The organism is Dactylosporangium sp. CA-092794 (genome assembly GCF_050948465.1).
GTDB lineage: Bacteria > Actinomycetota > Actinomycetes > Mycobacteriales > Micromonosporaceae > Dactylosporangium.
Genome location: NZ_CP192044.1, coordinates 5,184,527 through 5,210,111, shown reverse-complemented (window position 1 = coordinate 5,210,111; position 25,585 = coordinate 5,184,527). Strand labels below are relative to the sequence as shown.

25 protein-coding genes are annotated in these 25,585 nt (G+C 72.6%); 2 read left to right on the top strand and 23 right to left on the bottom strand.

The window, feature by feature from the left end; all coding sequences use genetic code 11:
* Nucleotides 1–8: 8 nt before the first annotated feature.
* The 16 genes from ACQPXD_RS22490 to ACQPXD_RS22415 all read right to left on the bottom strand — a co-directional run bounded on the left by ACQPXD_RS22490 (nucleotide 9) and on the right by ACQPXD_RS22415 (nucleotide 16,524).
* Nucleotides 9–1,202, bottom strand: coding sequence for a thiolase family protein (locus tag ACQPXD_RS22490; protein WP_432841561.1), 1,194 nt, complete (start codon nucleotides 1,200–1,202; stop codon nucleotides 9–11).
* 44 nt (nucleotides 1,203–1,246) lie between these two features.
* On the bottom strand, nucleotides 1,247–1,699 hold the full coding sequence (locus ACQPXD_RS22485; protein WP_432841559.1) for a hypothetical protein: 453 nt from the start codon (nucleotides 1,697–1,699) through the stop codon (nucleotides 1,247–1,249).
* Entirely contained in the window at nucleotides 1,696–2,760 is a 1,065-nt protein-coding gene (locus ACQPXD_RS22480) for a phosphotransferase family protein (protein WP_432841557.1), read from the bottom strand. Before ACQPXD_RS22480 ends, ACQPXD_RS22485 begins: the two co-directional genes overlap by 4 nt.
* 29 nt (nucleotides 2,761–2,789) lie before the next feature.
* On the bottom strand, nucleotides 2,790–3,965 hold the full coding sequence (locus ACQPXD_RS22475) for an acyl-CoA dehydrogenase family protein (RefSeq protein WP_432841555.1): 1,176 nt from the start codon (nucleotides 3,963–3,965) through the stop codon (nucleotides 2,790–2,792).
* Nucleotides 3,966–3,973: 8 nt separating this feature from the next.
* The gene (locus tag ACQPXD_RS22470; RefSeq protein WP_432841553.1) at nucleotides 3,974–5,164 is read right to left on the bottom strand and encodes a CaiB/BaiF CoA transferase family protein; all 1,191 of its coding nucleotides are present in this window, start codon (nucleotides 5,162–5,164) and stop codon (nucleotides 3,974–3,976) included.
* A gap of 1 nt (nucleotide 5,165) precedes the next feature.
* Nucleotides 5,166–6,335, bottom strand: coding sequence for a lipid-transfer protein (locus tag ACQPXD_RS22465; protein ID WP_432841551.1), 1,170 nt, complete (start codon nucleotides 6,333–6,335; stop codon nucleotides 5,166–5,168).
* Nucleotides 6,332–6,775 carry an acyl dehydratase gene (locus ACQPXD_RS22460; protein ID WP_432841549.1) on the bottom strand — a complete coding sequence of 148 codons (444 nt, stop codon included), beginning with the start codon at nucleotides 6,773–6,775 and terminating at the stop codon, nucleotides 6,332–6,334. Before ACQPXD_RS22460 ends, ACQPXD_RS22465 begins: the two co-directional genes overlap by 4 nt.
* Nucleotides 6,772–7,896, bottom strand: coding sequence for an acyl-CoA dehydrogenase family protein (locus tag ACQPXD_RS22455; protein ID WP_432841547.1), 1,125 nt, complete (start codon nucleotides 7,894–7,896; stop codon nucleotides 6,772–6,774). The genes ACQPXD_RS22460 and ACQPXD_RS22455 overlap by 4 nt, the downstream gene beginning before the upstream one ends.
* A complete protein-coding gene (locus tag ACQPXD_RS22450; RefSeq protein ID WP_432841545.1) occupies nucleotides 7,893–8,324 on the bottom strand; it encodes a Zn-ribbon domain-containing OB-fold protein in 432 nt (143 codons plus the stop codon). Before ACQPXD_RS22450 ends, ACQPXD_RS22455 begins: the two co-directional genes overlap by 4 nt.
* A complete protein-coding gene (locus tag ACQPXD_RS22445) occupies nucleotides 8,321–8,899 on the bottom strand; it encodes an FAS1-like dehydratase domain-containing protein (protein ID WP_432841543.1) in 579 nt (192 codons plus the stop codon). The genes ACQPXD_RS22450 and ACQPXD_RS22445 overlap by 4 nt, the downstream gene beginning before the upstream one ends.
* Nucleotides 8,896–11,229 (bottom strand): CoA transferase, encoded by a 2,334-nt coding sequence (locus ACQPXD_RS22440; protein WP_432841541.1) that lies wholly within the window; start codon nucleotides 11,227–11,229, stop codon nucleotides 8,896–8,898. The genes ACQPXD_RS22445 and ACQPXD_RS22440 overlap by 4 nt, the downstream gene beginning before the upstream one ends.
* A complete protein-coding gene (locus tag ACQPXD_RS22435; RefSeq protein WP_432841539.1) occupies nucleotides 11,226–12,350 on the bottom strand; it encodes a hypothetical protein in 1,125 nt (374 codons plus the stop codon). Before ACQPXD_RS22435 ends, ACQPXD_RS22440 begins: the two co-directional genes overlap by 4 nt.
* 27 nt (nucleotides 12,351–12,377) lie before the next feature.
* Entirely contained in the window at nucleotides 12,378–13,193 is an 816-nt protein-coding gene (locus ACQPXD_RS22430; RefSeq protein WP_432841537.1) for an SDR family NAD(P)-dependent oxidoreductase, read from the bottom strand.
* Between the two features lie 87 nt (nucleotides 13,194–13,280).
* Nucleotides 13,281–14,723, bottom strand: a complete 1,443-nt coding sequence (locus ACQPXD_RS22425; RefSeq protein ID WP_432841535.1) for a class I adenylate-forming enzyme family protein — start codon at nucleotides 14,721–14,723, stop codon at nucleotides 13,281–13,283.
* A gap of 8 nt (nucleotides 14,724–14,731) precedes the next feature.
* Nucleotides 14,732–15,589, bottom strand: coding sequence for a MaoC/PaaZ C-terminal domain-containing protein (locus ACQPXD_RS22420; protein ID WP_432841533.1), 858 nt, complete (start codon nucleotides 15,587–15,589; stop codon nucleotides 14,732–14,734).
* A complete protein-coding gene (locus ACQPXD_RS22415; protein ID WP_432841531.1) occupies nucleotides 15,586–16,524 on the bottom strand; it encodes an SDR family NAD(P)-dependent oxidoreductase in 939 nt (312 codons plus the stop codon). Before ACQPXD_RS22415 ends, ACQPXD_RS22420 begins: the two co-directional genes overlap by 4 nt.
* Nucleotides 16,525–16,633: 109 nt before the next feature.
* Here ACQPXD_RS22415 and ACQPXD_RS22410 point away from each other — a divergent pair, with 109 nt between their 5' ends.
* The gene (locus ACQPXD_RS22410) at nucleotides 16,634–17,449 is read left to right on the top strand and encodes an enoyl-CoA hydratase-related protein (protein WP_432841529.1); all 816 of its coding nucleotides are present in this window, start codon (nucleotides 16,634–16,636) and stop codon (nucleotides 17,447–17,449) included.
* Nucleotides 17,450–17,467: 18 nt separating this feature from the next.
* Nucleotides 17,468–18,235: an SDR family NAD(P)-dependent oxidoreductase gene (locus ACQPXD_RS22405; protein WP_432841527.1), complete on the top strand. Its 768-nt coding sequence runs from the start codon at nucleotides 17,468–17,470 to the stop codon at nucleotides 18,233–18,235.
* A gap of 44 nt (nucleotides 18,236–18,279) precedes the next feature.
* On the opposite strand, the gene ACQPXD_RS22400 is transcribed toward ACQPXD_RS22405, so the two are convergent.
* Genes ACQPXD_RS22400 through ACQPXD_RS22370 form a run of 7 tightly spaced genes read right to left on the bottom strand, consistent with a single transcriptional unit; the run spans nucleotide 18,280 to nucleotide 25,573 of the window.
* Entirely contained in the window at nucleotides 18,280–19,887 is a 1,608-nt protein-coding gene (locus ACQPXD_RS22400; RefSeq protein ID WP_432841525.1) for a class I adenylate-forming enzyme family protein, read from the bottom strand.
* Between the two features lies 1 nt (nucleotide 19,888).
* Complete coding sequence (locus tag ACQPXD_RS22395) at nucleotides 19,889–21,088, bottom strand: acyl-CoA dehydrogenase family protein (RefSeq protein ID WP_432841524.1); 1,200 nt, start codon at nucleotides 21,086–21,088, stop codon at nucleotides 19,889–19,891.
* A gap of 1 nt (nucleotide 21,089) precedes the next feature.
* Nucleotides 21,090–21,566 carry a nuclear transport factor 2 family protein gene (locus tag ACQPXD_RS22390; protein WP_432841522.1) on the bottom strand — a complete coding sequence of 159 codons (477 nt, stop codon included), beginning with the start codon at nucleotides 21,564–21,566 and terminating at the stop codon, nucleotides 21,090–21,092.
* A 1-nt stretch (nucleotide 21,567) separates the two neighbouring features.
* Nucleotides 21,568–22,629: an alcohol dehydrogenase catalytic domain-containing protein gene (locus ACQPXD_RS22385; RefSeq protein WP_432841520.1), complete on the bottom strand. Its 1,062-nt coding sequence runs from the start codon at nucleotides 22,627–22,629 to the stop codon at nucleotides 21,568–21,570.
* Complete coding sequence (locus tag ACQPXD_RS22380) at nucleotides 22,629–23,771, bottom strand: acyl-CoA dehydrogenase family protein (protein WP_432841518.1); 1,143 nt, start codon at nucleotides 23,769–23,771, stop codon at nucleotides 22,629–22,631. Before ACQPXD_RS22380 ends, ACQPXD_RS22385 begins: the two co-directional genes overlap by 1 nt.
* A gap of 32 nt (nucleotides 23,772–23,803) precedes the next feature.
* A complete protein-coding gene (locus ACQPXD_RS22375; protein ID WP_432841516.1) occupies nucleotides 23,804–24,739 on the bottom strand; it encodes an LLM class flavin-dependent oxidoreductase in 936 nt (311 codons plus the stop codon).
* A gap of 36 nt (nucleotides 24,740–24,775) precedes the next feature.
* Nucleotides 24,776–25,573: an SDR family NAD(P)-dependent oxidoreductase gene (locus ACQPXD_RS22370; protein ID WP_432841514.1), complete on the bottom strand. Its 798-nt coding sequence runs from the start codon at nucleotides 25,571–25,573 to the stop codon at nucleotides 24,776–24,778.
* Nucleotides 25,574–25,585 lie beyond the last annotated feature (12 nt).

The window sequence follows — 25,585 nt, the reverse complement described above, 5'->3', positions numbered from 1 at the left end:
AGGCAGCTTCAGGCCAGCGCTTCCACAATCATCGCGTTGGCCATGCCGCCGCCCTCGCACATCACCTGCAGGCCGTACCGCGCTCCGCGCAGCCGCATCGTGTTCAGCAGCGACCCGGTGAGCCGGACGCCGGAGGCGCCGAGCGGGTGGCCGAGCGCGATGGCACCGCCGTGGACGTTGATCCGGTCGCGGTCCACCCCCAGCTCGGACTCCCAAGCCAGCACCACCGAGGCGAATGCCTCGTTGACCTCGAACAGGTCGATGTCGCCGAGCGGGATGCCGCTGCGCGTGACGACGGCCTCGGTGGCCGGGATGATCCCGGTGAGCTTGTAGAGCGGGTCGTCGCCGATCACCGAGAAGGCGCGGAACACCGCCCGCGGCGCGAGGCCGAGCTCGTCGGCCCGCCGCCGGCTCATGATCAGCATCGCCGCGGCACCGTCGGTGAGCTGGGACGAGTTCCCGGCCGTCACCGTCCACCCGATCTCCGGGAAGCGCTGCGCCATCGTGGCGTCGTAGAACACCGGCTTCAGGGCGGCGAGCGACTCCGTCGTGGTCGGCCGGATGCCCTCGTCCGCGTCGACCGTGACCGGGTCGCCGCCGGCGTCGGTCGTCGACACCGGCACGATCTCGCGGGCGAGGAGACCCGCATCGCGCGCCGCCGCGGCCAGCCGCTGCGAGCGCACCGCGAACTCGTCGGACGCCTCGCGGTCCAGCTGCCACTTGGCCGCGATCAGCTCGGCGGAGATGCCTTGCGAAACCAGCCCTTCCGGGTACCGCGCGGCGACCATCGGTCCGAAGTGGTCCTTGCCGGCCTTGGCCGAACCCATCGGGACGCGGCTCATCGACTCGACTCCGCAGGCGATCACGATGTCGTTGACCCCGGCCATCACCGCCTGGGCCGCGAAGTGGGCGGCCTGCTGCGACGATCCGCACTGGCGGTCGATCGTGGTGGCCGGCACGTGCTCCGGGAAGCCCGCGGCGAGCACGGCGCTGCGGGCGATGTTCGTCGACTGCTCCCCGACCTGGCCGACACAGCCGCCCAGGACGTCCTCGACCAGGTCCGGGTCGATCCCGGTGCGCTCGACGAGGGCCTGCAGCGTCAGCGCGAGCAGGTCGACCGGATGCACGCCGGCGAGCGCGCCGCGCGCCTTTCCCCGGCCGAGGGGGGTACGCACCACATCGACGATCACGGCCTCGTCCATCGTCATCCTCCATTTGATACCAAACGTCTGGTCTAGTTCGGCCCTTAGTACGCGGTCATCCCGGGTCGCGCCGACTGGCGGCGCAGCCCGTCCAGCAGCCGCTGCCAGATCTCACGCCAGAGCGCGTCCGCCGGCGGGCCCGGATGCCCTTCAAGCCACGCGGCGAGTTCGCCGGCGGCGGCGCGCAGCCCGTCGAGACGGTCGTCGAGGGTCGAGATACGCAGGTCGGCGGTGGGCCCGGCGGCGCGCACGGCGGCCAGCCGCGCCGCCAGTTCCGGTTCGGCCAGCGCTTCGCCGCGCCGCAGCAGCGCGGCGAAGGCGGCGATCTCGTCGAGCCGCCACTGGACGCAGTCGTCCCACTCGTCCGCCACGGCCTCCATGACCGACTGCACGGCCCGCATCAGCTGGTCGACCTTCTCGTCGGTCACGGTGTCGCGGGCCTTGAGCACCTCGGCCGCCAGGGCGCGCAGGGCGACCTGGGTCGGGATGTTCCTCATCGGTCGGCCACCTCGATCAGCTCCGCGGCGAGCAGTTGGAAGCGTGGTGGTTCGGTGATGCCGGTGGCGGTCTGCAGCGCCTCGGTCGCCTCGCCGCGCGCCACGAAGTACGCGCCGGTGGACAGGATCGCGGCGAGCCGGATGTAGGCGAACATGGTCCAGATGCGCAGCGCCTCACGGCTGGCGACCAGGCCGCTGGTGCGCTCCCAGATGCCGATCGCCTCCGGCTCGGTGATGGCGCCGGCGATCAGGTCCGGATGGGCCATCGGACGCCAGTACGGCAGGCAGGCGTACGCGAGGTCCTCGTGCGGGTCGCCGAGGTGGGAAAGCTCCCAGTCGACCACACCCTGGATGCCGTCCTCGGCGGTGTACAGGTAGTTGCCGATGCGGAAGTCGCCGTGGACGACGGTGGTCGGGGCCGGTGGCGGCGGGTTGCGGCGCAGGTACCGGATCACCGCGTCGAACACCGGCGTCGGGCCGAGGGCGTGTCCGGCCATCACGTCGTGCCAATGGTCGAGCCGGTCCCGCCAGTCGAGTCCGTTGCGCGAGGCGTAGGGCAGGTGCAGCTGCTCGACCGGCGTACGCGCGATCGTCCCCAGGATCTCGAACATCTGGCGGCCCAGCCTCGGCCGGACGGCGTCGTACTCCGGCCGCATCACGCCGGCCTTGGACCCGGATCCCGGCAGCCACCGCATCAGCAGGAAGGTCATGCCCAGATGCTGCGGGTCGTCCTCCACGAGGATCGGCTCCGGCACCGGCACCCCCTCGACGGGATGGAACGCCGAGTACATCTCGAATTCGAGGTGGCGGTTGCTGTCCAGGATCCCGGCCGGTGGGTCGAGGCGGAACACCAGCCGCTCCTGGCGCCGGCCGTCGTGGTCGGTCCACTCGATCGTCACGGAACGGGTCAGGCGCGAGCCGCCGCCGGTCGCCTGGCAGGTGCCGGTCACCGTCAGGTCAGGCCGGTCCAGGCGCCGGCGCAGGTATGCCTGGGCGCGTGCGACGAAGCCGGTGACCTCGGTGCCGGTGGCCGGCCGGGCCGGCACTGCCGGAGCTGCCATCGCCAGATCTCCTTTCCGCGCACGGACGGTCAGCGCACGCGCGGCAGGCCGAGGCCGACCCGGGCCACGATCTCGCGCTGCACTTCGTTGGTCCCGCCGCCGAAGGTGTTCACCACGGCCAGGTGATGCTGGCGCTCCAGCTGAGCGCGCAGGCGGTCCGCCTCGGTGGCGCCGCGGCGGAAGCCGGACCGGGCGACGATGTCGCTGAGCAGCCCGATGACCTCGATGACCGCCTCGGTGCCGAAGACCTTGCTGGTCGAGGCGTCCGCCGCGGTGAACGTCCCGGCGTCGAGCGAGACCGCCATCCGGGTATTGATCAGGTCGACCGCCTTGAGGATGGCCGCGCAGCGGGCGAGGTTCTCCCGGACCCAGGGCAGGGAGATGACCGGCGCGCCGGTGCGCGCCGGCGTCGCGGCGGCCCAGTTCGCGACCTCGTCGTACAGCCGGCTCGCGATCGCGCCGTCCGAGGCGAGCAGCAGACGCTCGTGGTTGAGCTGCGCGGTGATGTACCGCCAGCCGTCGTTCTCGTCGCCGACCCGGTCGGCCACCGGTACCCGGACGTCGGTGTAGTAGGTGATGGTCGCGGTGACACCGGAGACCGTGACGATCGGCGTCCAGCTGAAGCCCGGCTGTTCGGTGTCGACGATCAGCAGGGTGATGCCCTTGTGCTTCGGAGCGTCGGGGTCGGTGCGCGTGGCCAGCCAGACGAAGTCGGCGACGTCGCCGCCGCTGGTGAAGATCTTGCTGCCGTTCACCACGTACTCGTCGCCGTCGCGCACGGCCCGCGTGGTCAGCGCGGCGAGGTCGGTCCCGGCACCCGGTTCGGTGTAGCCGACCGCGAACTCGATCTCACCGGCGAGGATCGGCGGCAGGAACCGCGCCTTCTGCTCGGCGGTGCCGTGCCGGATCAGCGTCGGCCCGACGGTGTAGAGCGACAGCAGCGGCAGCGGGATCCGGGCCAGCTTCGCCTCGCAGAGGAAGATCCATTGCTCGGCGGCGCTGAGCCCCTTGCCGCCGTAGTCGACCGGCCAGTTCAGGCCGAGCCAGCCGTCCTTGCCCAGCTGCGACACGATCCGCCGGTGCAGCGGGCCGCGGCGCGGCTCCTTCCACATGTCATCCAGCTCGGCCTTGGTCGCAAGCGTCGGGAAGTACCCCCGAAGCTCGGTTTGCAATGCCACCTGAGCGGGGGAAAGCGCGAAGTCCATCACGGCACTCAATCTTCGGACGGGCGGACAGGGAGTTGGGCTGCGGAGACGATGCGCTCCGCGATCAGGGCGGTGACCTCGGCGGCGGTGTGGCCCAGCTCGGCGAGCACCTCCGTGGTGTGCCCGCCGAGCCGGGTGGTCGGTTCGCGAGGCCGGCCGGGCGTACGGCTGAAGCGCGGGGCCGGCGCCGCCTGCACCACGCCGTCGACGTCCAGGTACGTGCCGCGGGCCCGGTGGTGAGGATGATGCGGCGCCTCCGCCGGCGACAGCACCCCCACCACGCAGGCATCGGTCGCCTCGAAGGCCGCCGTCCACTCGTCGCGGGTGCGCCGGTGGAAGGCATCGGCCAGCCGCTGCGCCGAGCCCTCGGAGGGCGCGCCGGCGCCCCGCTCCGCCGCGGCGCCGGGCCACTCCGGGCAGTGAAGGGCGAGGCCGTCGATCAGCGCGCGGTAGAACGCCGGCTCGAGCGCGCCCACCGCGACGAACTGGCCGTCGGCGCATTCGTACACCTCGTAGTTGGCCGCGCCGGTGTCGAGGAAATTGGTGCCCCGCGCATCGGACCAGCCACCCGATGCGCGCAGGCTGTGCAGCGGTGTGCTCAGCGCGGCGATGCCGTCGGTCATCGCGGCGTCGATGACCTGGCCACGGCCGCTGCGGACCCGTTCGAGCAGGGCGGCGAGCACGCCGACGACCAGGAACATCGCCCCGCCGCCGTAGTCCCCGACGAGGTTCAGCGGCGGCACCGGGCGGTCCGGCGGCCGCCCGATCGCCCACAGCAGCCCGGACAGCGCCAGGTAGTTGATGTCGTGCCCGGCCCGCCGGCTCAGCGGCCCGTCCTGACCCCAACCGGTCATCCGCCCGTACACCAGCCCCGGGTTGCTGGCCTCGAACTGCGTGGGCCCCAGCCCGAGCCGCTCCATCACGCCGGGCCGGAAACCCTCGACGACGACGTCCGCGCCGGCGATCAGCGCGCGGCCGAGCTCGGCCCCGCGCGGCTGGGACAGGTCGATCGCGATCGACCGGCGGCCGCGCAGCGGCGCGGTGCGCATCCCGTCGCGCGGCACCGTGCGGTCGATGCGGATCACCTCGGCCCCGAGGTCGGCCAGCAGCATCGCGGCGAACGGCACGGGGCCCTGCGCCGCCAGCTCGACGACCCGGATGCCCGACAGCGGGCCTCCGCCCGGCACCGGCGCGCTCACGTCAGCCGTCCCGCCGCAGGATCAGTCCGCTGGTCGGCGGACCGGATCCCGAGGTGACCAGGACGTTGGTCACGTCGGCGACCTGGTTGACGGCCGATCCGCGGACCTGGCGCACCGCCTCGTTGATCCCGTTCATCCCGTGCAGGTACGCCTCGCCGAGCTGGCCACCGTGGGTGTTGAGCGGCAGCCCGCCGCCGAGCTGGATGTTGCCGCCGGCGACGAAGTCGCGGGCCTCGCCCCGTGGGCAGAAACCCAGGTCCTCCAGCTGCATGAGCACGAACGGCGTGAAATGGTCGTAGATGACCGCGGTCTGGATGTCCGCCGGCGTCAGTCCCGACGTCTTCCACAGCTGCTTCGCGATCAGGTCCCCGCCGGGCAGGCCCGCGGCGAGGTCCCGGTCGTAGAAGCTGGTCATGTTCTGGTGGTTGGCGCCGATCGCCTGTGCGGCCGCCGCGATCACGGCCGGCGGGCGCCGCAGCGACCGGGCCCGCCGCAGCGAGGTCACCACGATCGCGACGCCGCCGTCCGTCTCCTGGCAGCAGTCCAGCAGCCGCAGCGGCTCGACGATGAACGGGGAGGCCTGGTGATCGGCCAGCGTGATCGGGCGCTGGTAGAACCACGCCGCCGGGTTGGTCGCCGCGTGCGCCCGGCAGGCGACGGAGACCTGCCCGAAGTCCGCGCTCGTCGCGCCGTACTCGTGCATGTAGCGGGTGGCGACGACGCCGATGAACGACGCCGCGGTGGCCAGGCCGAAGGTGCGGTGCAGGCTGTCGTCGATGCCCTGCTGGTTGGGCAGCAACGGCCGCGCGCCCGAACCGAACCGGTAGCCGGAACGCTCGTTGAAGGCGCGGTAGCAGACCACCACCTCCGCCACACCCTCCGCGACCGCCATCGCGGCATGCTGGACACAGCCGCATCCGGCGCCGCCGCCGTAGTCGATCCGGTCGAAGTAGGTCAGCTCGCGAAAGCCCAGCGCGCGGGCGACGGCGATCTCGGGGCTGGCGTCGGCGGAGAACGTGACCAGCCCGTCGACGTCGGCGGGCGCCAGCCCGGCGTCGTCCAGGGCCGCGGTGATCGCCTCCAGCGCCAGGCGGAACTCGGTGCGCCCGGAGTTCTTCGAGAACTCGGTAGCGCCGACGCCGGCGATCGCGGTGGTTCCGGCGTAACTCACGACACCACCTCGCCGCGCTCACCGGCGGGCCAGGCGACGGTCACCGTCGCGGTGCAGTGCGTCCCCAGGCCGTTGGTCGCGCGCACGAGGATCTCGGCGGTGCCCGGCTCGGATTCGCCGGTCACCTCGCCGCTGATTTCGAGGAGCTCGCCGACCGGGTTCTGGGCCTGCAGCTTGACCGCGATCTTCCGGATCACCGCGGCAGGGCCGGCCCAGTCCGTCACGTAGCGGCTGATCAGCCCGGTGTCGGTGAGGATGTTGGTGAAGATGTCGCGGCTGCCCTGGGCCTGCGCCGCATCGCGGTCGTGGTGCACCGCCATGAAGTCGTTCGACGCGATCGCGGTCGTCACGACGAACGTCGTGGTGACCGGGATCCGCAGCGACGGCAGCCGGGTCTGGCCCACGAGGTACGCCGGGCGGCCGGGCCCGTTCGCCGTCACGACGCCACCGTCCGCTGCTTCGCGATGAGCTCGCCGAGGTCGAACAGCTGCGACGAGGCGGAGCCGAACTGCCGTTGCCAGGCCAGCGACCAGAGCACGTAGGCGTGCATCGGGTGGTCGGTGTCCACGCCCATCCCGCCGTGCAGGTGCTGTGCCGCGGTCATCACCTTCGCGGAGCTGGCGGCCGCCCAGTACTTGGCGATGGCCACCTCGGCGGCGGCCGGCCGTCCGGTCGACAACCGCCACACCGCCTCCCAGAAGGTCAGCCGCGCCGCCTCGACGGCGATGTGCACGTCGGCCGCCTGCATCGCGACGGCCTGGAATGTGGCCAGCTCACGGCCGAACTGCTTGCGCGTGCGAAGGTGCTCGACGGTCATCGCCACCGCGCCTTCCATCAGGCCGAGCTGCAGCGCGCAGACCGCCGTCGCCGCCTGCAGCCACAGCGTTTCCAGTACCCCGGCCGGCAGCGCCGTGCCGCCGACGACCTGTGCGTGCGGGACCGCCACCCCGTCGAACCGGGCCACGCACGACGGCTGATTCGTCGACGTCTCGAGATCGGTGAGGTGGACGCCGGGCGCGGCCGGGTCGACCAGCAGCAGCACGCAGCCCCCGCTGCCGACCCGGGCCGGCACGAGCAGCCGGTCCGCGTCGCGGGCGTAGCCCACATCGGTCCTGGCGCCGTCCAGGAGCCAGCCGTACCCGTCCGGACGCGCACTCGTCGTGAGGTCCGCCGGCCCGTACGCGCCCTCCTCGTGCAGGGCGAGGGCGAGCAGCGTCTGACCGGCGGCCACCGCGTCGACCAGGCTCTGCTGGGCGGCCGTCCCGTGCTGGACGATCGCCAGCGCCGGCAGCAGGCACTCGACGGCGGGGACGCGGGCGGCGGCCCGCCCGGTCTCCACCAGCAGGCAGCAGACCGCGGGGTACCCCCCGCCGTCCTCCTCCGGCAGCGCGCCGAGGCCCAGCAGGTCCGTGCGCGCCAGCAGCGACCAGGTCTCCCGGTCGAAGAACTCCTCCGTGCGGGGCAGCCGCGACGGCGTGCCCTGCGACAGCGACCGCGGTCCGAGCACGGTCCGCGCCAACCCACTGATCTGCAGCTGCGTCTCGCTCAGCTCGAAATTCATGCGGGCTCCTCCGAGGTCGGTGCGGGCCGGAAATGGGGCAGGACGAAGCCGGGCTCGAACTCCACGAAGTCGACGACCACCGGCAGGCCGATCCGCAAGCCGGCCGGCTCGATGCCGCCGATGCCGGCGAGGAATCGCCACCCCTCGTCCATGTCCACCAGGACGATGGGCACCGGCCCGGCGAATCCGGGTGGCAGCGGCCGGTGCGCGACCACGAAGCTGTACACCCGGCCCCGCCCGCAGGACGCGACCTCGTGCCAGTTGAAGCTCTGGCACCAGGGGCACATGGGTCCGGGCGGGTGGCGCAGGTGGCCGCAGTCGGCGCACCGCTGGACGAGCAGTTCGCCGCGCGCCACGCCGTCCCAGAAGAACGCGTTGTCCTGGTTGACCGCCGGGCGGGGCCGGGCGGCCGGGGAAGCCTGCGTCATGCGCGCTCACCTCCCGGCCGGCCGACCGGCGGGACGCTTGCTCCGGGCGGCCGGAAGCGCAGGAAGGTCAGCCGGATCGTGCCGACCAGTTCGCCGTCGGCGTCCCGGTAGTCGGCGCGCGAGGTCACGAAGACTCCGGGCCCGAGGCCGGTCCGCTTCTCCGGGGAGATCGACTCGATGGTGCGTACACACGTCAGCTGGTCGCCGAGCACCAGGTAGCGCAGGTACTCGTTGTCGAGGGTGACCGCCACGGTGCCGGTGTAGCCGGCGTCGTTCAGGGCATTCTGCACCTCGGCCGTCACCCCCGCCAGGGCCCGTCCCCGCAGCCCTGGCGTGGTCCACACGTGCAGCATGCCGGGGGGCGCCACGATGCCGGGATGGCCGGCCGCGCGCGCCGCCCCCACCGACGTGTAGATCGGGTTGTCGTCGCCGAGGGCGTCACACCACCGCCGGATCATCGGCAGGTTCACCGGATCCGGAGCGACCTGGGCCGCGTCGTCGCTGCGGCCGAGGAAGGAGCGGATCAGCTCGGAGTCGGCGGGTGTCGTGGCGGCTGCCGTGCCGGGTGTCGTCATGACCGCGCTCCCACCGGCACGGTGCCGATCACGCCGTCCGCTTCGAGCTCGCGGATCTCGTCGCCGGTCAGCCCTACCAGCTCGCGCAGGATCTCGTGATTGTGCTCGCCGAGCTGCGGCGCGCGGAACCGGTGGCGGCGCAGGTCGAGGTCGGCGGAGAGCACCGGCCAGCCGGCGATGGTGATGTCGCCGCCGACCGGGTGGGCGATGGGCGTGAACAGGCCACGGGCGTGCAAGTGCGGCTCCTCCGTGTACAGGTCCGGGGTCAGCACGCGGGCCGCGGCCACGCCGCGGTCGCGCAACAGGGCCGCGGCATCGTCGGTGGCCAGCGACGCCGACCACGCCGAGATCGCGGAATCGATGTCGTCGTGCCGCGACTGCCGGGCCGGGAGGTCGGCGCCGGCCAGCTCGGCCGGCAGGGTGAGGAGTGTCGCCAGCTCTTTCCATTCCGCCGCGCCGCGCACCGTCAGGGCCAGCCAGCCGTCGGCACACTGGTATACGCCCTGCGGCGCGAACGCCGGCGAGCGGTTGCCCTGCGGGGCGATCGCGGCCCCGGCCACCAGCGCGTCCAGCAGCGGTTCGGCGGCGATCGCCGCGCCGATCTCGATCTGCGGCAGCTCGATGAAGCGGCCCACGCCGGTGCGGGACCGCTCCTCGATCGCGGCCAGGGTCACCACGGCGACGTGAGCCGCCACCACCGGGTCGATGTAGCCGCCCGGGGTCACCGGTCCGCCGCCGGCCGGACCGGTGACCGCGGCCAGACCGGCCAGCTGCTCGAACGAGTTGCCGAAGCCGACGAAGTCGCGCATCGGCCCCTCCAGCCCGTAGCCCGGCACGCGCAGCAGGATGATTCCGGGATTCACCTCGGCCAGCTCCGCATAGCCGAGGCGGAACTGGTCGAACACCCGCGCGGAGTAGTTCTCGAACACGACGTCGCTGTGGCGCACCAGCTCGAGGAACAGCTCGCGCCCGCGTTCGCTGGTCAGGTCCAGCGTCAGGTCGCGCTTGCTCGTGTTGGCGGCCTGCCACAGCGAGCTCGAGTCCCACCACTGGTCGGTGTCGGTGGGCAGGGTCCGGTTGAACCGGAAGCTGTCCGGCCGCTGGATCGACTCGACCTTGATGACGTCCGCGCCGGCGGTGCCGAACAACGCGCCGGCCACCGGTACCGCGATGTTGCTGCCGAGGTCCAGCACGCGCAGCCCGGCCAGCGGCCGGCGGGGCGTGGCGGCAACGAAGCCGGTGGTCACCGGCGCCGTCTCGGCCGCCGGCGCGCTGCGCCAGGGCGCGGACGGGACCACGACGCCCTCGCCGGGCGCCCAGGGCGGGCGAGTGAAGAAGGGCCGTTGCTTCCACTGCGGCGTGTCGAGCACCGAGGCGCCCACGGCCAGTCGGGTGGCCGGCACCCGGAACGCCTGCAGCTGCTCGACGACCTCGTCCGTGGTGCGTCGCATCAGCCACCGCTCGACCTTGGCGCGGAACTCGGCGTAGGACCCCGGATCCTGCCGGACGTCCTCGCGCCGGTCGATGTATTCGGGCGCCTCCAGGCAGATGCAGGCATCGACCCAATGCTGCGCGGTAAGCGTGCTGACGCCCACCCAGCCGTCCATGCAGCGTTCCGCACCGAGCGGCATGTACGCATCCTCGATCGGCTTGCCGCCGCGGCGCCGGTAGAACTCGTTGATCAGCAGGAAGGGCGGGGTGAGGCACTGCATGGATTCGACCAGCGAGAGGTCGGCGTGCACGCCCCGGCCGCCGGCGCGCGAGGAGAACGTCGACAGGACGGCGACCACCGCGGCGAAGCCGCCCGCGCCGTAGTCGGGCATGGCCGCCCCGATGCCGAACGGCACCGCGCCGACCAGCCCGTGCCGCCCGACCCAGCCGCCGGCGGCCTGGCTGGTGAGCTCCGAGGCGGCCCAGCCCGCCGACGGCCCGGTCTGGCCGTACGGCGAGAGGCGGAGCACCGACAGCGCCGGGTGCGCCTCGCGCAGCGCCTCGGCGGTGATGCCGGCGCCCTCCAGGCCGCCCACGCCGAGATCCTCGACCAGGACGCTCGCGTCGCGCAGCGACTCGGTGAAGCGCACCCGCCCCGCCGGCTCGGCCAGGTCGAGCGCCAGCCTGCGCTTGCGCTCGTGCAGGTAGTTCGCCAGCCCGCCGTGCGCGCCGCCGGCCGGACTGCTCACCCGGTCGCTCAGCGGGTCGACCGGCAGGTCCACCCGAGCGACGTCCGCGCCGAGGGCCGCGAGCAGGTGCCCGGCCCAGGCCGCGGCGACGCCCTGGCTGATCTCCACCACGCGCAACGCGGCGAGCGGGCTGTCCCAGCGCTCGCTCATACCCGCTCCTCGGCGAAGGCGAAGCCCGGGGTGGCGGCGGCGCACAGCTCGTAGGCGATCGGGTCGATCGTCTCCAGGACGCCGAAGGTGGTCTCGCCGTCGCAGCTGGCCCGGCACAGGCGGTCGCCCATGCCCTGCAGGTGCAGGCGGCCGGCGGTCGTGGAGACATCGTGCGTCTCGCCGACCACCACGCCGTCGCCGACGAACTGGCCGTGCGAGACGTCGCCGGTGGGCGTGCCGCGCCGGTCCGGGCCGATGTACATCCCGGTGCGCAGGTAGGCGACGCAGTTGGCCACCTGCTCGTAGTCGACCCGCTTCACCTCGCCGGTCTCGAGGTGGTTGATGAAGGTACCACCGATGAGGTCCTTGGTCTCGGGGTCGAAGCGCAACTGCCGCTCGATCTTCACGACGTCCACCGCCGGCGGCCGGCCGGTGCCCTGGTCGTAGAACACCCGCCCGGCCCAGATTCCCCAGTCGCCGAACTCCACGTATTGGCTGCAGTGCGTCGAGCGGTGCATCTCCGTGAGGATGAAGCCGCGGCCGCCCATCCCCTCGCGGATGCCCCAGTGGTGGTCGCGGGTCGCCCTGGTCGCCTCGGCGGTCAGCTCGAACCGCCGCCCTTGTAACTCCACCCAGCCCGAGACCCGCCCGAAACCCTCGTAGCCCGAGTGCTCGTCCGGCCGGGTGATCCCGTCGTAGGAGGCGGGTACGGGGAACCGGCGGATGAACACCTGCGGCTTGGTGTCGTGGTAGGTGAGGTCGAAGCTCAGCCCCTCGGAGTTCTCCGCCAGCCGCAGCCGCCACTCCTGGAAGGGGACGACGACCTCGGCCGAGATCGGTCCGAAGCGCATGTCGGCCCGGTCGTAGCCGATCAGGCGGTGGGCCCGGACCGAGACGTGCTGACCGCCATGGGCGAAGATCGCGAAGGCGTCCGCCGTGCCGGCGTTGGGATAGACGCCGAAGCCGAGCTCGACGAGCAACTCCTGCGCGAGGTCGGACGCGGCGAAGTAGCAGCGGTCGAATGCCCGGCCGTCGCTGCTGGCCATGAACCGCAACGGCTCCGAGGTCTGGTGGATCGGATACTCATCGAACGGGCTCAGCGGACCGACCTGAAGACCCATCGACGCCTCCTCTCGCGATCTCGAACATCAGTTGTCCCCGTAGACCTTGTCCATACCGATGACGGCGTTCTTGTTCGACCCGCCGCCGTCGAGCGGAATCACCACACCGGTGACGAAGCCGGCGTCGTCGGACGCGAGAAACGCCGCCATGGCCGCGACGTCCTCCGGCAGCCCCACCCGCGGCAGCATGTTCTTGGCCATGACGATGGGCCCGGCGACCGGGTGCTCGTGCAGCGCCGCGTTGTCCGGGACCCGGATCGTGCCCACCCGGATGGTGTTGGACCGGATCCACCGCGGTCCGTAGTCGGTGCCGATCTGGCGGCTGAGCGCCTCCAGGGCGCCCTTGGACGCGGCATACCCCGGCACCGCGCCCAGGCCGCGCCCGGCGGCCGTGGAGGAGAGGTGCACGAAGGCTCCGCCGGGCGTGCCGCCCTTCAGCATCGCCGGGATCGCGTGCTTGGCCAGCAGGAACGGGCCGTAAACACCGACCCGCAACATCCGGTCGAACGTTTCGATCGGCTCGTCGGTGACCGGCCTTTCGCCGCCGCCACGGATGACGTCGACCGCGGCCGCGTTGTTCACCACGACGTCGAGTTGCCCGAATTCGCCGAGCGCCGCATCGACGACCGCCACCACGTCGGCCTCGACGGTGATGTCGGCGCGGACGAAGATCGCCCGGCCACCGGCGTCGCGAATCCGTTGGGCCACCGCCTCGCCGCGGTCCGCGGAACGGCCGCAGCCGACCACGAGGCCTCCTTCTTCCGCGAATCGAACCGCGATCGCCTCGCCCATCGCCTTGGTCGCGCCGGTGACCACGACCACCTTGCCGGCCAGACCGCGCATCGGCGCCACGCTCCTTCGCGTCGTCAACCAACCGATTGTTTGGACTCTAGCAGGGACCTCGCCGATGAACCAGGTGCCGCGGCCGGCTCAGGAGGCTTCGCGCCGCAGCTGCCGGCGCAGCACCTTGCCGGCCGCGCTCCTCGGCAGTTCGGCGACGAATTGCCAATCGGTGGGTACCTTGTAGCCGGACAACGCGTCGCGGGTGTGCGCTCGCAGTTCGTCGGCCGTCACCGCGGCGCCGCCGGCCAGGACGACGAATGCCTGCACGGTCTCGCCGAGGGTGGCATCCGGCCGGCCCACCACCGCGACGTCACTCACCGCCGGATGCTCGCCGATGACCCGCTCGACCTCGACCGGATACACGTTCTCCCCGCCCCGGATGATGGTGTCCCCGATCCGGCCGAGCAGGTAGACGAATCCGTCCGGGGTCATCCGGCCCAGGTCCCCGGTGTGCAGCCAGCCGTGCTCGTCGGCGCCGAACAGGTGCGGTGCCCGGGCGTGGAGCTGCCCTACCCCGCGCTCGTCGGGGGCGTCCACCCGCAACTCGAGTCCGGGCACCGCACGCCCGACGGAGGTGAGCAGCTCCGGCGCGCGTTCGCCGGCCAGCAGGTGGTGCTCGTGGGTGAGTGCCGTGATCGGCGAGCCCTCGGTCTGCCCGAACAGCTGCGTCAGCCGCACCCGCGGCAGCGCGTGGTGCAGCTCGCGCACGGTCTGCGCCCGGATCGGCGAGGCGCCGTACTGCAACGACCGGAGCGTGTCCAGCCCCAGCTGCCCCGCGGCCAGCAACTTCTCGATCATGGTCGGGACGAGCAGCGCGTGGGTCACCCCCAGCCGGTGCATCCCGGCCCAGGCCGACTCCGAGAAGCCGGGGAACTCCGCCATGGCCGCGCCGGCGGCGAGCGCGGTGAGAAACATCCCCACGCCGGCGATGTGGTGGAACGGGGAGCCGGAGGTGAACACGCTGCCGGGGCCCAGCCGGACGATCCCGGCGAAGACCCGCGTGCGGGCCGCGAGGCGATCCTGGCGCAGCGTGACGGGCTTGGGCCGGCCGGTGGTACCCGAGGTGTGCACGATGGCAACCGGACCGGCCGCGTCGACCTGCCAGTTCAGCTCCGCGGAGGCCGAGCCGAGGTCGGTGACGACACCGAGCCGGCGCCCGGCCGCGTCGGCGACCGCCTGCCCCAGGCCCGCGTGCTCCGGTGTCGCGACCACCAGGCCGTCGGGCAGCCCTCGGACGCACTCGACCAGTTCCCGCACCGTGGCCCGGGGGTTGAGCGGCGCCAGCGGCCGCCCGGTCAGCGCACCCGCCACGGCGAGCGCGAAGGCGGCCCGGCTGGACGGCAACAGGGCGGCTACCGGTACGCCGGGCGCCGCACCGTGGCGCGTGAGCCAGGCGGCGGCGTGGCCGGCGGCGGTGACCAGGTCGCCGTGGCTCAGCGCGCCCGCGGCCGTGACCACGGCCGGCGCGCTCGCCTCCTGCCCGGCCACGAGCGCGGCCCAGGTCCGCGCGCCCTCCTGCGTCGCTGCCATGGGACGACTCAGCCCTTGCTCACGACGGCATGGCCACGCATGGCCACCACGTCCTCCTGGGTGAACAGTTCGACCGCCACCCGCCGGCCGGTCACGGCGGCGTCGGGCACGGTCTGGATCCGGCCCAGCACGGTATCGCCGGGCCAGATGGGCTGCAGGAAGCGGGCGGCGAAGCTGCGCAGCGCGCCGTCGCCGTAGGCGTCCGTGAGCAGCCGCCCGGCCAGCCCCATCAGGAACATGCCGTGGGGGAAGATCGCCGGGTATCCGAGCTCGTGACTCAACTGCTCGTCGTGGTGCAGCGGGTGGTAGTCACCGGCCGCGGCGGCGTACATGACGATCTGCGTGCGGGTCAGACCCTCGACGAGCACCGCGCCCGGGCCGGACAGCTCAGGCGCGGCCTGCGAGCGCGCGGCCGGATCCACCTCGTGCTCGGTCTGCACGCTGGTGAACACCGAGCGGATCGCCACGTCGCCGGCCGCGTCGGTGAACTCGCTGCACCGTTCGTTGAAGCGTAGGACCCCGCCCCGCCGGCCGGTGCGCTGCCACGTGCGCGCCGGGGCCGAGGTGACGGCGAGGACCTCGCCCGCGACGGGATGCCGCAGGTACTCGAACGACTGCTGGCTGTGGAAGGTGTCGCCGGCCTGCGGGCCGCCCCGACCGGAGGGCGGCCACGGGTGACCCGGTCTGGGCCGCCCCTCGAAGTCCGGATCGAAGATCACGGCGGCCACGGTGAAGGTCGGCGGCGCCAGCACCGCACCGAAGGGGGTCGACGCCGCGTAGTCGCGGTCGGCGTAGATCGGGTTGGTGTCGCCGATGGCCCGGGCGAACTGGAGGATCTGCCCTTCCTCGATCGGGAACCGGATCACGGGCGGGCTACCGGCGAGGAGGCGGGCAGCCCCTTGGGGACCAGCCCGTAGGCGGCGCGCATCCCGGCGTCCAGCGCCTGCGCCGGGACCGGCCGGCCGGCCGGGCCGACGTAGGTGACGTCCTCGTCGACGGCCCAGGGGCGCATGCGGCTCACCTTGTTGCCGTCCACCCGCAGCACGGCGCCGGTGAGCCAGCCGGAGGCCTCGGAGGCCAGCCAGGCCACCACCGGCGAGGAGTTGCCCGGGTCCATCGGCGTCCACCCGGGGGCGCCGCCAGCGCCGGCAGTACCGTCGGGCCCGGCCAGATGCTCCACCGTGCCGGTCATGCGGGTGGCCGCGATCGGCGAGATCGCGTTGGCGGTGACGCCGTAGCGCTGCATCTCCATCGCGGTGATCATCGTCAGGTTGGCGATGGCCGCCTTGGCGGCACCGTACGGCGACTGGCCGATGTTGCCGAACAGGCCGGTGCCGGAGGTGGTGTTGACGATCCGTCCGGCGACGGGTTCACCCGCCTTCGACATCGCCCGCCAGTAGTCGCAGGCGTGCTTGGTGACGGCGAAGGTGCCGCTGACGTGGACCGCCATCACGGCTTCGAAGTCCGCGAGCGTCAGCGAGGTGATCATCCGATCGCGCAGGATGCCGGCGTTGTTGACCACGGCGTCGAGGCGTCCGAACTGCTCGACGGTGCGCGCGACGAGCTTGCCGATCCCGTCGGAGTCGGTGACCGACGTGTTGTCCGCGACGGCGGCGCCACCCTTCGCGACGATCTCGGCGACGACCGAGTCGGCCGGCGTCTCCTCGCTGCGCTCACCCCGGACGGTCACGCCGAGGTCGTTGACCACCACCGTCGCGCCCAGTCCCGCCAGCGTCAGGCAGTGGCTACGGCCGATGCCACGGCCGCCGCCGGTCACGATCACCACCCGGCCGTTGAGCATTGCGCCAGCACCTCCCGATCGCGATACGCCAAGCAAACCAACCAACCGATTGGTAATGCCGTCTGGTATGGTACCGACGATCGGGCGCACGGACCAGAGGAGATCCATCGTGACGGAGAGTCTGGTGCTGTACGAGGTCCGTGATGGTGCCGCGCTCATCACCTTCAACCGCCCCGGCCAGAGGAACGGCTGGACCCCGCCGCTGCAGGTCGCCTACTACGAGGCGCTGCGGCGCGCGGCCGCCGACGACGCGGTCGGCGCCATCGTCGTGACCGGCGCCGGACGGAGCTTCTGTCCCGGCGCGGACACCGAGTACCTCAAGCAGATCGAGGCGGCCGGGCAGACCGCGGCCCATGCCGATCCGATGATTTTCCCGCTGCGCATCCCGAAGCTGACCGTGGCCGCGATCAACGGCGGGTGCGCCGGCATCGGCCTGGTCCACGCGCTGGTCTGCGACGTGCGGTTCGTCGCGACGACCGCGAAGCTCACCACCGCCTTCGCCCGCCGCGGCCTGGCCGCCGAGCACGGCATCTCGTGGCTGCTGCCGCGGGTCGTCGGCGGCGCGCGCGCCGCGGACCTGCTGCTGTCCGGGCGGGTGATCACCGCGGCGGAGGCCGTCACGCTCGGCCTCGCCACCGCCGCCGTCGAGCCGGAGGCACTGCTTGCGCATGCGCTGGGGTACGCGCAGGATGTCGCGGCCAACTGCAGCCCCGCGTCGATAGCGGCGATCAAGGCGCAGCTGCTGTCGGACGCGACCCGGGACGTCGAGGCGGCCTACGCGGCGGCCGCCGGGCTGATGCGCCAAGCGGTCCAGGGCCCGGATTTCGCCGAGGGAGTGGCCAGCTTCCTGCAGCGGCGCCCCCCGGCGTTCCCGCCGCTGGGCAAGGGCACGGTGTTCGAGGGAATTGATCCGCTGCGGATCTGATCCGTTGGGAGGGCAACCATGCGACTGTCCGGCAAGACCGCCGTCGTCACCGGCGGTGCCTCGGGAATCGGCGCCAGCGTGTGCCAGGTGCTCGCCGCCGAAGGCGCGCGCGTCGCGGTCGTCGACCGCGACGCCGACGGTACCCGCCGGATCGCCGCGGGCATCCCTGGCGCGCTCGCCCTTCCGGCCGACGTGGCCGACTCCCGGCAGGTCGACGACACCGTGGCGGCGGTGGTGGCCCAGGCGGGCGGGCTGGACATCCTGGTCAACGCCGCCGGGGTGGACGACACCGACGCGAAGGCGCGCCTGGCCGAGCACTTCAGCACCGGCGCCCCGCTGGACGTCACCGCGCAGCTCACCGACGAGCAGTGGCGCCGGATGATGTCGATCAACCTGGACGGTGTCTTCTACTGCATGCGCGCCGCCCTGCGGATCATGCTCCCCCGGCAGGCCGGCTCGATCGTCAACATCTCCTCGGTCGGCGGTGTCGTGGGCGGCCTGGGCATGCCGCACTACTCCAGCGCCAAGGCCGGCGTGCTCGGGCTGACCCGCTCGGTGGCGAAGGAGGTCGCCGACCGCGGCATCCGCGTCAACGCGATCGCCCCCGGCACCGTGCGTACCCCCATGTTCGCCCGGTCCCCCAAGGGTATCGGCGGCCCGGTCCCGATGCGCCGCACCGCCGAGCCCGGCGAGATCGCCACCGCCGTGCTGTTCCTGGTTTCGGACGACGCCTCCTACATCACCGGCGAGACCCTGAACGTCAACGGCGGCATGGTGACCGTCTGACCGCCGTCCGCGGATGTCCGCGGACGGCGGTCGACCCGGCCGGCTCAGCCCTGGGCCACGTCGGGCACCAGCTCGCGCAGCTTGAACTTCTGCACCTTCGTCGACGACATGGGCCACTCGGTCACCGCGATCACGCGCGCCGGCCACTTGAAGCGCGCAAGCCTGGTGCGGCAGTGCTCGAGCAGCTCCTCCTCGCTCACCTCGCGGCCCGTGTGCAGCTCGACGAAGGCGACGGGCACCTCGCCGAGTCGCTGGTGCGGGATCGCGATCACCTGCGTGAGCACCACCGCCTCGTGGGTGTTGAGCACCGCCTCCAGCTCCGCGGCCGAGATGTTCTCCCCACCGGCCCGCACGATGTCCTTGAGCCGCCCGGCGAAGTGCAGCCACCCGTCGCCGTCCAGCCAGCCCAGATCGCCGGTGCGGATCCAGCCGTCGCCGGCCAGCAGCTCGGCGGTCTGTTCGGGCTTGCGGTAGTAGCTCGTACAGGTGCTGTATCCCCGGACCAGGATCTCCCCGGCCGTCATCTCGCCGTCGGTGGACGTCTCCCGGCCGTCCGAACGGTCGATGCGCAGCTCGAGTCCGGGCAGCGGCCGGCCCGTCGTGGTGAGCCGCTGCGGCTCGGGGTCGTCGCGCCGGGTCACCGTGACGATGCCGCCGGTCTCCGTGGTGCCGTAGACGGTGACCATCGGTGTGGACGGGAAGTGCCGCTGCAGGTCGGTGAGGACCTCGGGCGGGCCGGCCGCGCCGATGGCCCGGACGCTTCCCAGGTCCGCCTGGGCGAACCGCGGCGACCGGACCAGGTCGTAGAGGATCGTGGTGAAGCCCGGCCAGAGGAAGGTCGCCCCCTCCGCCTCGATCTGTTCCAGGGCCGCCTCGGCCTGGAAGAAGACGTCGGTGAGGTAGGTCGCCTCGGCGAGGAACGCCGCCAGCAGCACGCTGATGCCCCCGACGTGGAAGAAGGGCAGCGGGTTCCACAGCCGGTCGCCGCGCTCGAGGCCGGCGAAATAGCCGGCCCACGCCTGCGACTTGCGCACCATCTGCGTCTCGTGCAGGATCACGCCCTTCGGCTGCGCCGTCGAGCCCGACGAGTAGAGCAGTGTCACCGGCTCAGGCGCCGGCCCGGGCGCCGACCACTCCGGCGAGAGATCGTCGAAGTCCTGGTCGAGGGCCTCGCGCCCGTGCAGCCAGCCGGGCCGGGCCGCGCCGGCCGGGGTCACGGCCCGGTTCAGGTCCACGGCGAACTTCGGCGCGGCAGCGGGATACTCCGCGACAACGTCCTGGATCAGCCGGCCGACCGGTACCCGGTGCTCGTGCTCGGTGGTGAGCAGGACGGCGTCGACCTGCGCGTCGCCGAGGAGGTAGGCCGCCTCGTCCGTCTTCAGGCGCACGCTGATCGGCACCGCGACGCAGCCCAGCATCGACAGGGCGAAGAACGACGCCATGGCGTCGATGCCGGTGGGCAGCAGGGTGGCCACCGTCGACCCGGGGCGCAGCCCCAGGTCGTAGAGGCCGCGCGCCATCCGCACGACATCCTCGCCGAACTCGGGCAGCGTCCAGCGGGATTTCCCCACGACGACCTCCTGACCGGGGTCGGCGCGGTACAGGTCACGAAGCACGTCGATGTAGAAGCGTTCTGGCGGTGAATTCGACATCTCATCTCCCTGCGGTGGGGCCGTTGAGCCGGGACCAGACGATCGCCCCGGCCATCGCGTCGTTCGAGCCGCCGCCGGGCAGCAGGTCCAGCAGGTCGGCCAGCAGCTCCGTCACGCCGCGCCCGGGCAGCGTCCCCCAGGCGCCCTGCAGCTCCATGACCGTCAGGCAGACCGCGCGGGCGACGTCGGAGGCCAGCCACTTCGCCGACGACGCGAGGCGCAGCAGCGTGGCGGAATCGCCGCCGTCCAGGTCGGCCTGGCGCGCGGCGGCGACGGTGAGCGCGCGGGCCGACTCCAGGTCCCGGTCGAGCCGGGCGAGCGTGGTGTCCCGGCCGTCCGGCTTGACGGTCCGGTCACCGAGCCGGCCGCGGGCGGCGAAGCGGTAGCCGCACTCGAGCGCCGCCCGCGCCAGGCCGACGAACAGCGCGGCCTGACCCGGCCGGCCGGTGCGGGCCAGCTCCCCGACGAAGACCGCGCCCCCGCGCCCTTCCTCGCCGACCAGTGCGCGCGCCGGCACCCGGACGCGGTCGAAGTGGATCGGGTTGATGGGCAGCTCCGCGAGCCCGGCGTGCGGGTACCGCGGTCCGACGCTGACCCCGGGACTGTCGGCGGGCAGCACGAACACCGAGGGCCCCCGCGGGGTGCGGGCCGTCACGAGGACGAGGGTGGCCACCTGGCCCAGCGCGGCCATCGCCTTACGTCCGGTGATGAGCCAGTCCGAGCCGTCCCGCTCGGCCTGGGTGCGCATCGCGCTCATCGACGAGCCCCCCGCCGGCTCCGTGGTGGCATGCGTGGAGGCGATCTCGCCGGCCAGCACCCGGGGGACGTACTCGGCCGCGAGGGACGGGTCGCCGAACGTGCCGAGCAGGGCGGTGATCAGCGAGGAGCTCTCCATGTGGAAGCCGAGGACGGTGCGCACGGCGGTGAGCTCCTCGGTGATCTGGACAAAGGACTCGATCGACTCGCCGGGGCCGCCCGCCTCCGCCGGCAGCGCGGCGGCCAGCAGCTTGGCGGCGCCGAGCGCGCGAAGGGCCTCGCGCGGCCATTCCCGCGGGCCGTCGTGCGCCCGGGGTCCGATCTCCGCCGCGACGGCGCGGGCCCGCCGGGCGGCGGCGCTGAGCGAGGCCGGCGGCGGCACGAAGCCGAGGCCGGGCCCGCGTGCGGTGAGGGCCGGCTTGGCGCCGGCGTTCGTGGCCGGCATGTCAGGCCGTGCCGGGCTGGTCGACCCGCAGCCTGGTCAACCTGCTCGCGGAGATCCGCCACAGGCCGTCGTCGCCCTTGGCGTACCGCTCGTGGTAGTGACCGTAGCCTTCGAACTTGGCGCGGCCGCGGGAACCGTGTGCGTCGACGTGGTCATACAAGGCCCAGATCCCCTCGGCTGTCGTCGTTGACAAGATGGTGATCTCCGGAGTGTGCCCATGATGGACCGTGACACCGGGATCCGTCCAGGACTTGACGAACGGCGCTATCTCGGCGCCACCGGTGCAGAAGTGCTGGTCGCGGGGGCCGTACCGGAAGTGGCAGTCCGCGGTGAACAGGGTCCCGAACGCACTCCAGTTATGCTCGTCGATGTAGCGCCAGTACCGCGCCTTCAGCTGCTTGATCTGCTCGATGTCCCACAGGCGCTGGACGAGCTCGGCCAGCCCCGCCTCGGCTCCGGTGTCCGCCGGCGTCGCCACGTCAGCTCCCGGCGTCCGGGTCGGGGACCACGACGGTGCGCACCGCGCCGTCGCGGCTGGTCAGCAGGTCGGTCAGCGCCGCCGGCAGGTCGTCGAGGGAGATCACCCGGCTGACCGACTCGCTCAGGTCGAGCGCGCCGCTTTCTGCCAGCTCGGTCACTTCGCGCAGTTCGGCCAGGGACGACCCGTATGAACCGACGAGTTCGAGTTCCTTGGTCATGAAGGCGGTCCGGGTCATCGTGGTCGTCAGGCCGCTCTCGTGGACGGAGGCCAGCACCATCCGCCCGCCGCGCTTGAGCGTGGCCAGGCCGAACTCGACCGCGTCGGCGGCGCCGGAGACGTCCACGACCGCGTCGAACAGGCCGGCCCGCTTCGCCTCGGCCCGCGCCGCGGCGCCGAGGCCCGCGATCGTGGCGGCGCCGAGCCGCCGGGCCCGGTCCAGGCTGCGTTCGCTGCGTCCGACGCCGACCAGGCGCAGGTCGCCGCGGGTGAGCCGGGCCAGCTGGAGCAGGTGGGAACCCAGACCGCCGACGCCGATGACCGCCAGGGTGCCGCCCGGTGCGGTCGCCGCCCGGCGCAGCGCGTGGTAGGCGGTGGCGACCGCGTCGGGCAGCAGGGCCGCCCGGGTCGGCGCCAGGCCGCGGAAGCGCACCGCGCGGGCCGCGGGCCACACCACCTCGTCGGCGAACCCGCCGGGGTGGTCGAGGCCGAGGGTGGTCACGGTGCGGCACCGGTTGTCGTGACCGGAGGTGCAGTCGGCGCAGCGGCCGCAGGCGCCGATCGAATGCAGCACCACCGTGTCGCCCACCGCGAAGCGGCCTCCGGCGGCGGCGCCGACCTCGGTCACCGCGCCGGCCACTTCGTGCCCGGGCCGGATCGGCAGCGGCAGCCGGCCGGCGAAGGCGCGGCCGGCCAGCAGCTCGAGGTCGGTCCCGCACACCCCGCAGGCCAGCACCCTGATCCGCAGGTCACCCGGTCCGAGCGCGGGACGGTCGACCTCCCGCAGCACGGCCGGGCCGCCCGCGTAGACCAGCGCCCGCCGCAGCTCCGCCCGGGCCGGCATCAGGACGACCCCACCCGAGCGGCCGCCTCACGCTGCAGCACATGGCGCGCGACGACCAGTTGCTGGACCTCGGCCGTACCCTCCTCGAACCAGAATCCGCGCGCATCCCGGTAGATGCGCTCGATCGCCGCGTCGGTGGTGAAGCCGTAGCCACCGTGCGCCTGCAGCGCGTGGTCGGTCACCCGCCCGATCATCTTCAGGCAGTAGAGCTTCGCGGTGGCCGCGTCCGCGGTGAATGACTCGCCGGCATCGATCAGGTCGACGACCGACCGGACCAGCGCCGCCCCGGCGGCGATGTCGGTCTCCATGTCGGCGATGTGCATCTGGATCGCCTGCCGCCGCGCGATCGCCTTGCCGAAGGTGACCCGTCGTTCGGTGTAGGCGGCCGTCTCGGCCAGCGCCCGCCGGCCCATCCCCACCATGCAGGCGGCCAGCGACAGCCGGCTGTAGTCCAGGAAGCTGAAGGCGACGTCGAGACCCTGGCCGACCTCGCCCAGCCGGGCGCTGTCGTCGACGTACGCGCCGGTGAAGGTGAGAAAGGCGTGCGCGGTACCGGCCAGCCCCATGGTGCGCTGCGACAGGTCGATGTCGAACCCCTCGACGTCGCGCGGGACGAGGAAGGCGGTCACCGAGTCCGACGCCTTCCGGTCGTCGGTCGCGGCGATGACGATGAAGTAGTCGACCTTGTCGGCGAAGGTGATGAGGTGCTTCTCGCCGGTCAGTCGCCAGCCGTCGCCGTCGCGCACGGCGCGGGTCTCGATGTCGCGCCCGGTGCCGGCGCCGCGCTCGGTCAGCGCGAAGGTGATGCGCTGCGAACCTTCCGCCATCCCCTGCACGATCGCCCGTTGCGCCGGGGTGCCGAACTGCAGCAGCGGGCGCCACAGGCCGTTGGCCACGTGGACGAGCATGCGCGCCGCGCCCGGACCCATCGCCGCCGCCTCGAGGTACGGCAGGTAGTCGCGCACGTGCAGCCCGAGGCCACCGTATTCGCGGGGGATCGTGAGCCGGAAGGCGCCCAGCGCCGCGGCCGCCTTGATCAGCTCGTCCGGCACCTGGTCGGTGCGCTCCAGCTCGGGCAGGTAGGTCTCGAATTGGGTCGTGAAGAACTCCGTGAACTCGCCCAATGTCGGCAGTCCGGCCATCTCTATCCTCCAGCCGAGTGGTTCGGTATTGGTCAGCGGTTCGGGGCGAGCGCGGTGACGGTGGCGGCGACGACGGCCGGGCCGAGCTCGGAGAACGGGGACACCATCAGGTCGCCGGCCCCGGAGTCGAGGTACTCGGCGATCCGGCCCGCGCAGTGGCCGGCTGAACCGCACACGAGCATGGCGTCGACCAGCGCGTCGCTGACCGCCGCCAGCTGGCCGGCCCGCTCGCCCCGGGCACTGGCCGCCAGGTAGTCCGCGACCTCCGAGGCGAATCCCTGGGCGGCGAAGTGCCGCCGGTAGTGCGGCGAGTCGAGGTAGAAGCGGATCGTCTCGCGCATCCGCTCGCGGGCCGGCCGCACGTCGTCGGTGACGGCGACCAGCAGCCGCACGCAGTGTTCGGCGCTCGACGGGACCTCCTGCCGCTCCTTGTCGACGGCCCGCACGTACTCGGGCGTCTCGAACGGCGCGATGAAGCCGTCCGCGTGCTGGTAGGCCGCATGCCGCATCTTCGGACCGAGCGCGGCGAGATACACCCGCACGTCCACCTCGCGCTGCCAGCGCACCCGCGACCGGGGCCCGCCGTCGCCCAGCCCGTCCCGGATCGCCTGGATCGCCGCCAGACCCGCCTCCAGGGGCTTGCCGAACTCGCGCTGGTGGATGTTCTCCACCAACCCCTTGCCCCCGGGGCCGATGCCGAGCCGGAAGGTCCGGCCGGAGAGGTCGGCCACCGAGGTGGCCGAGACCGCCAGGCTGAACGGCGAGCGCGCGAAGTACGAGGCGATCGACGTGCCGAGCTCGACCCGTCGGGTACGCATCGCCACCGCCGCGGCGCACACGAACGGATCCGGCCCGCGGACCTCGCCGAACCAGATACGGTCGTAGCCGAGTCCCTCGGCGAGCACGGCCAGCTCCACGATCTCGGTCGCGGTCAGCGGTTCGTGCAGGGCAAGCGAACGTGCGGTCATGGTCTCTCCCGCTGGTCGAGGTCCGCGGCCCGCGGACTAGATCATCGTGTACCCGCCGCTGACGCTCAGTGTCTGTCCGGTGATGTGGCCGGCGGCTTCGTGTGACAGCAGGAACGCGATCGAGTTCGCGAGATCCTGCCCGGTGCCGAACTTACGCAACGGATACAGGCGCTTGGCCCGTTCCAGCGTTTCGGGGCTGATCGCCGAGCCGATCTTCGTGGTGGTGGCGTGCATGGAGAGCGCGCCGTACTCCGCCTCCGAGGTCGGCATGGTCATCCCCGGGCACACGACGTTGGAGCGGATGCCCAGCGGACCCACCTCGCGCGCGATCGTCTTGGAGAAGTTGATGACCGCGGCCTTGCAGCCGCCGTACACCGCCTCCTTGTACTCGCCGATCCGCCCGGCATCGGAGGCGACGTGCAGGAGCACGCCGGTGCCCGCCTCGATCATCTGCGGCAGGAAGGCATACGTCGTGTTGAGCACCCCCGTCCAGTTGATCGCCGTGACCTTCTGCCAGAACTCCGGCGTGGTGTCGACGAACTTGTGCACGTCCTCCCAGCCCACCACGTTGGCCAGGCCGAAGGTGGTGCCGAACTCCCGGGCGGTGAAGGCGGCCAGCGCCTGCACCGACTCGAGGCTGGTGACGTCCGTTTCGCAGACCGCGATGGGCCCTGGACCGGTGCTCTCCTTCGCCACCCGGTTGGCCTGGTCGACGTCGAGGTCGGCGATGACGACGTTGGCGCCCTCTTTCGCGAGGGTCAGCGACGTCGCCCGACCGATGTTGGATGCGCCGCCGGTGACGACGATCGTGCGCCCTTCGAGACCGAGCTGCATGGGTATCCCTTT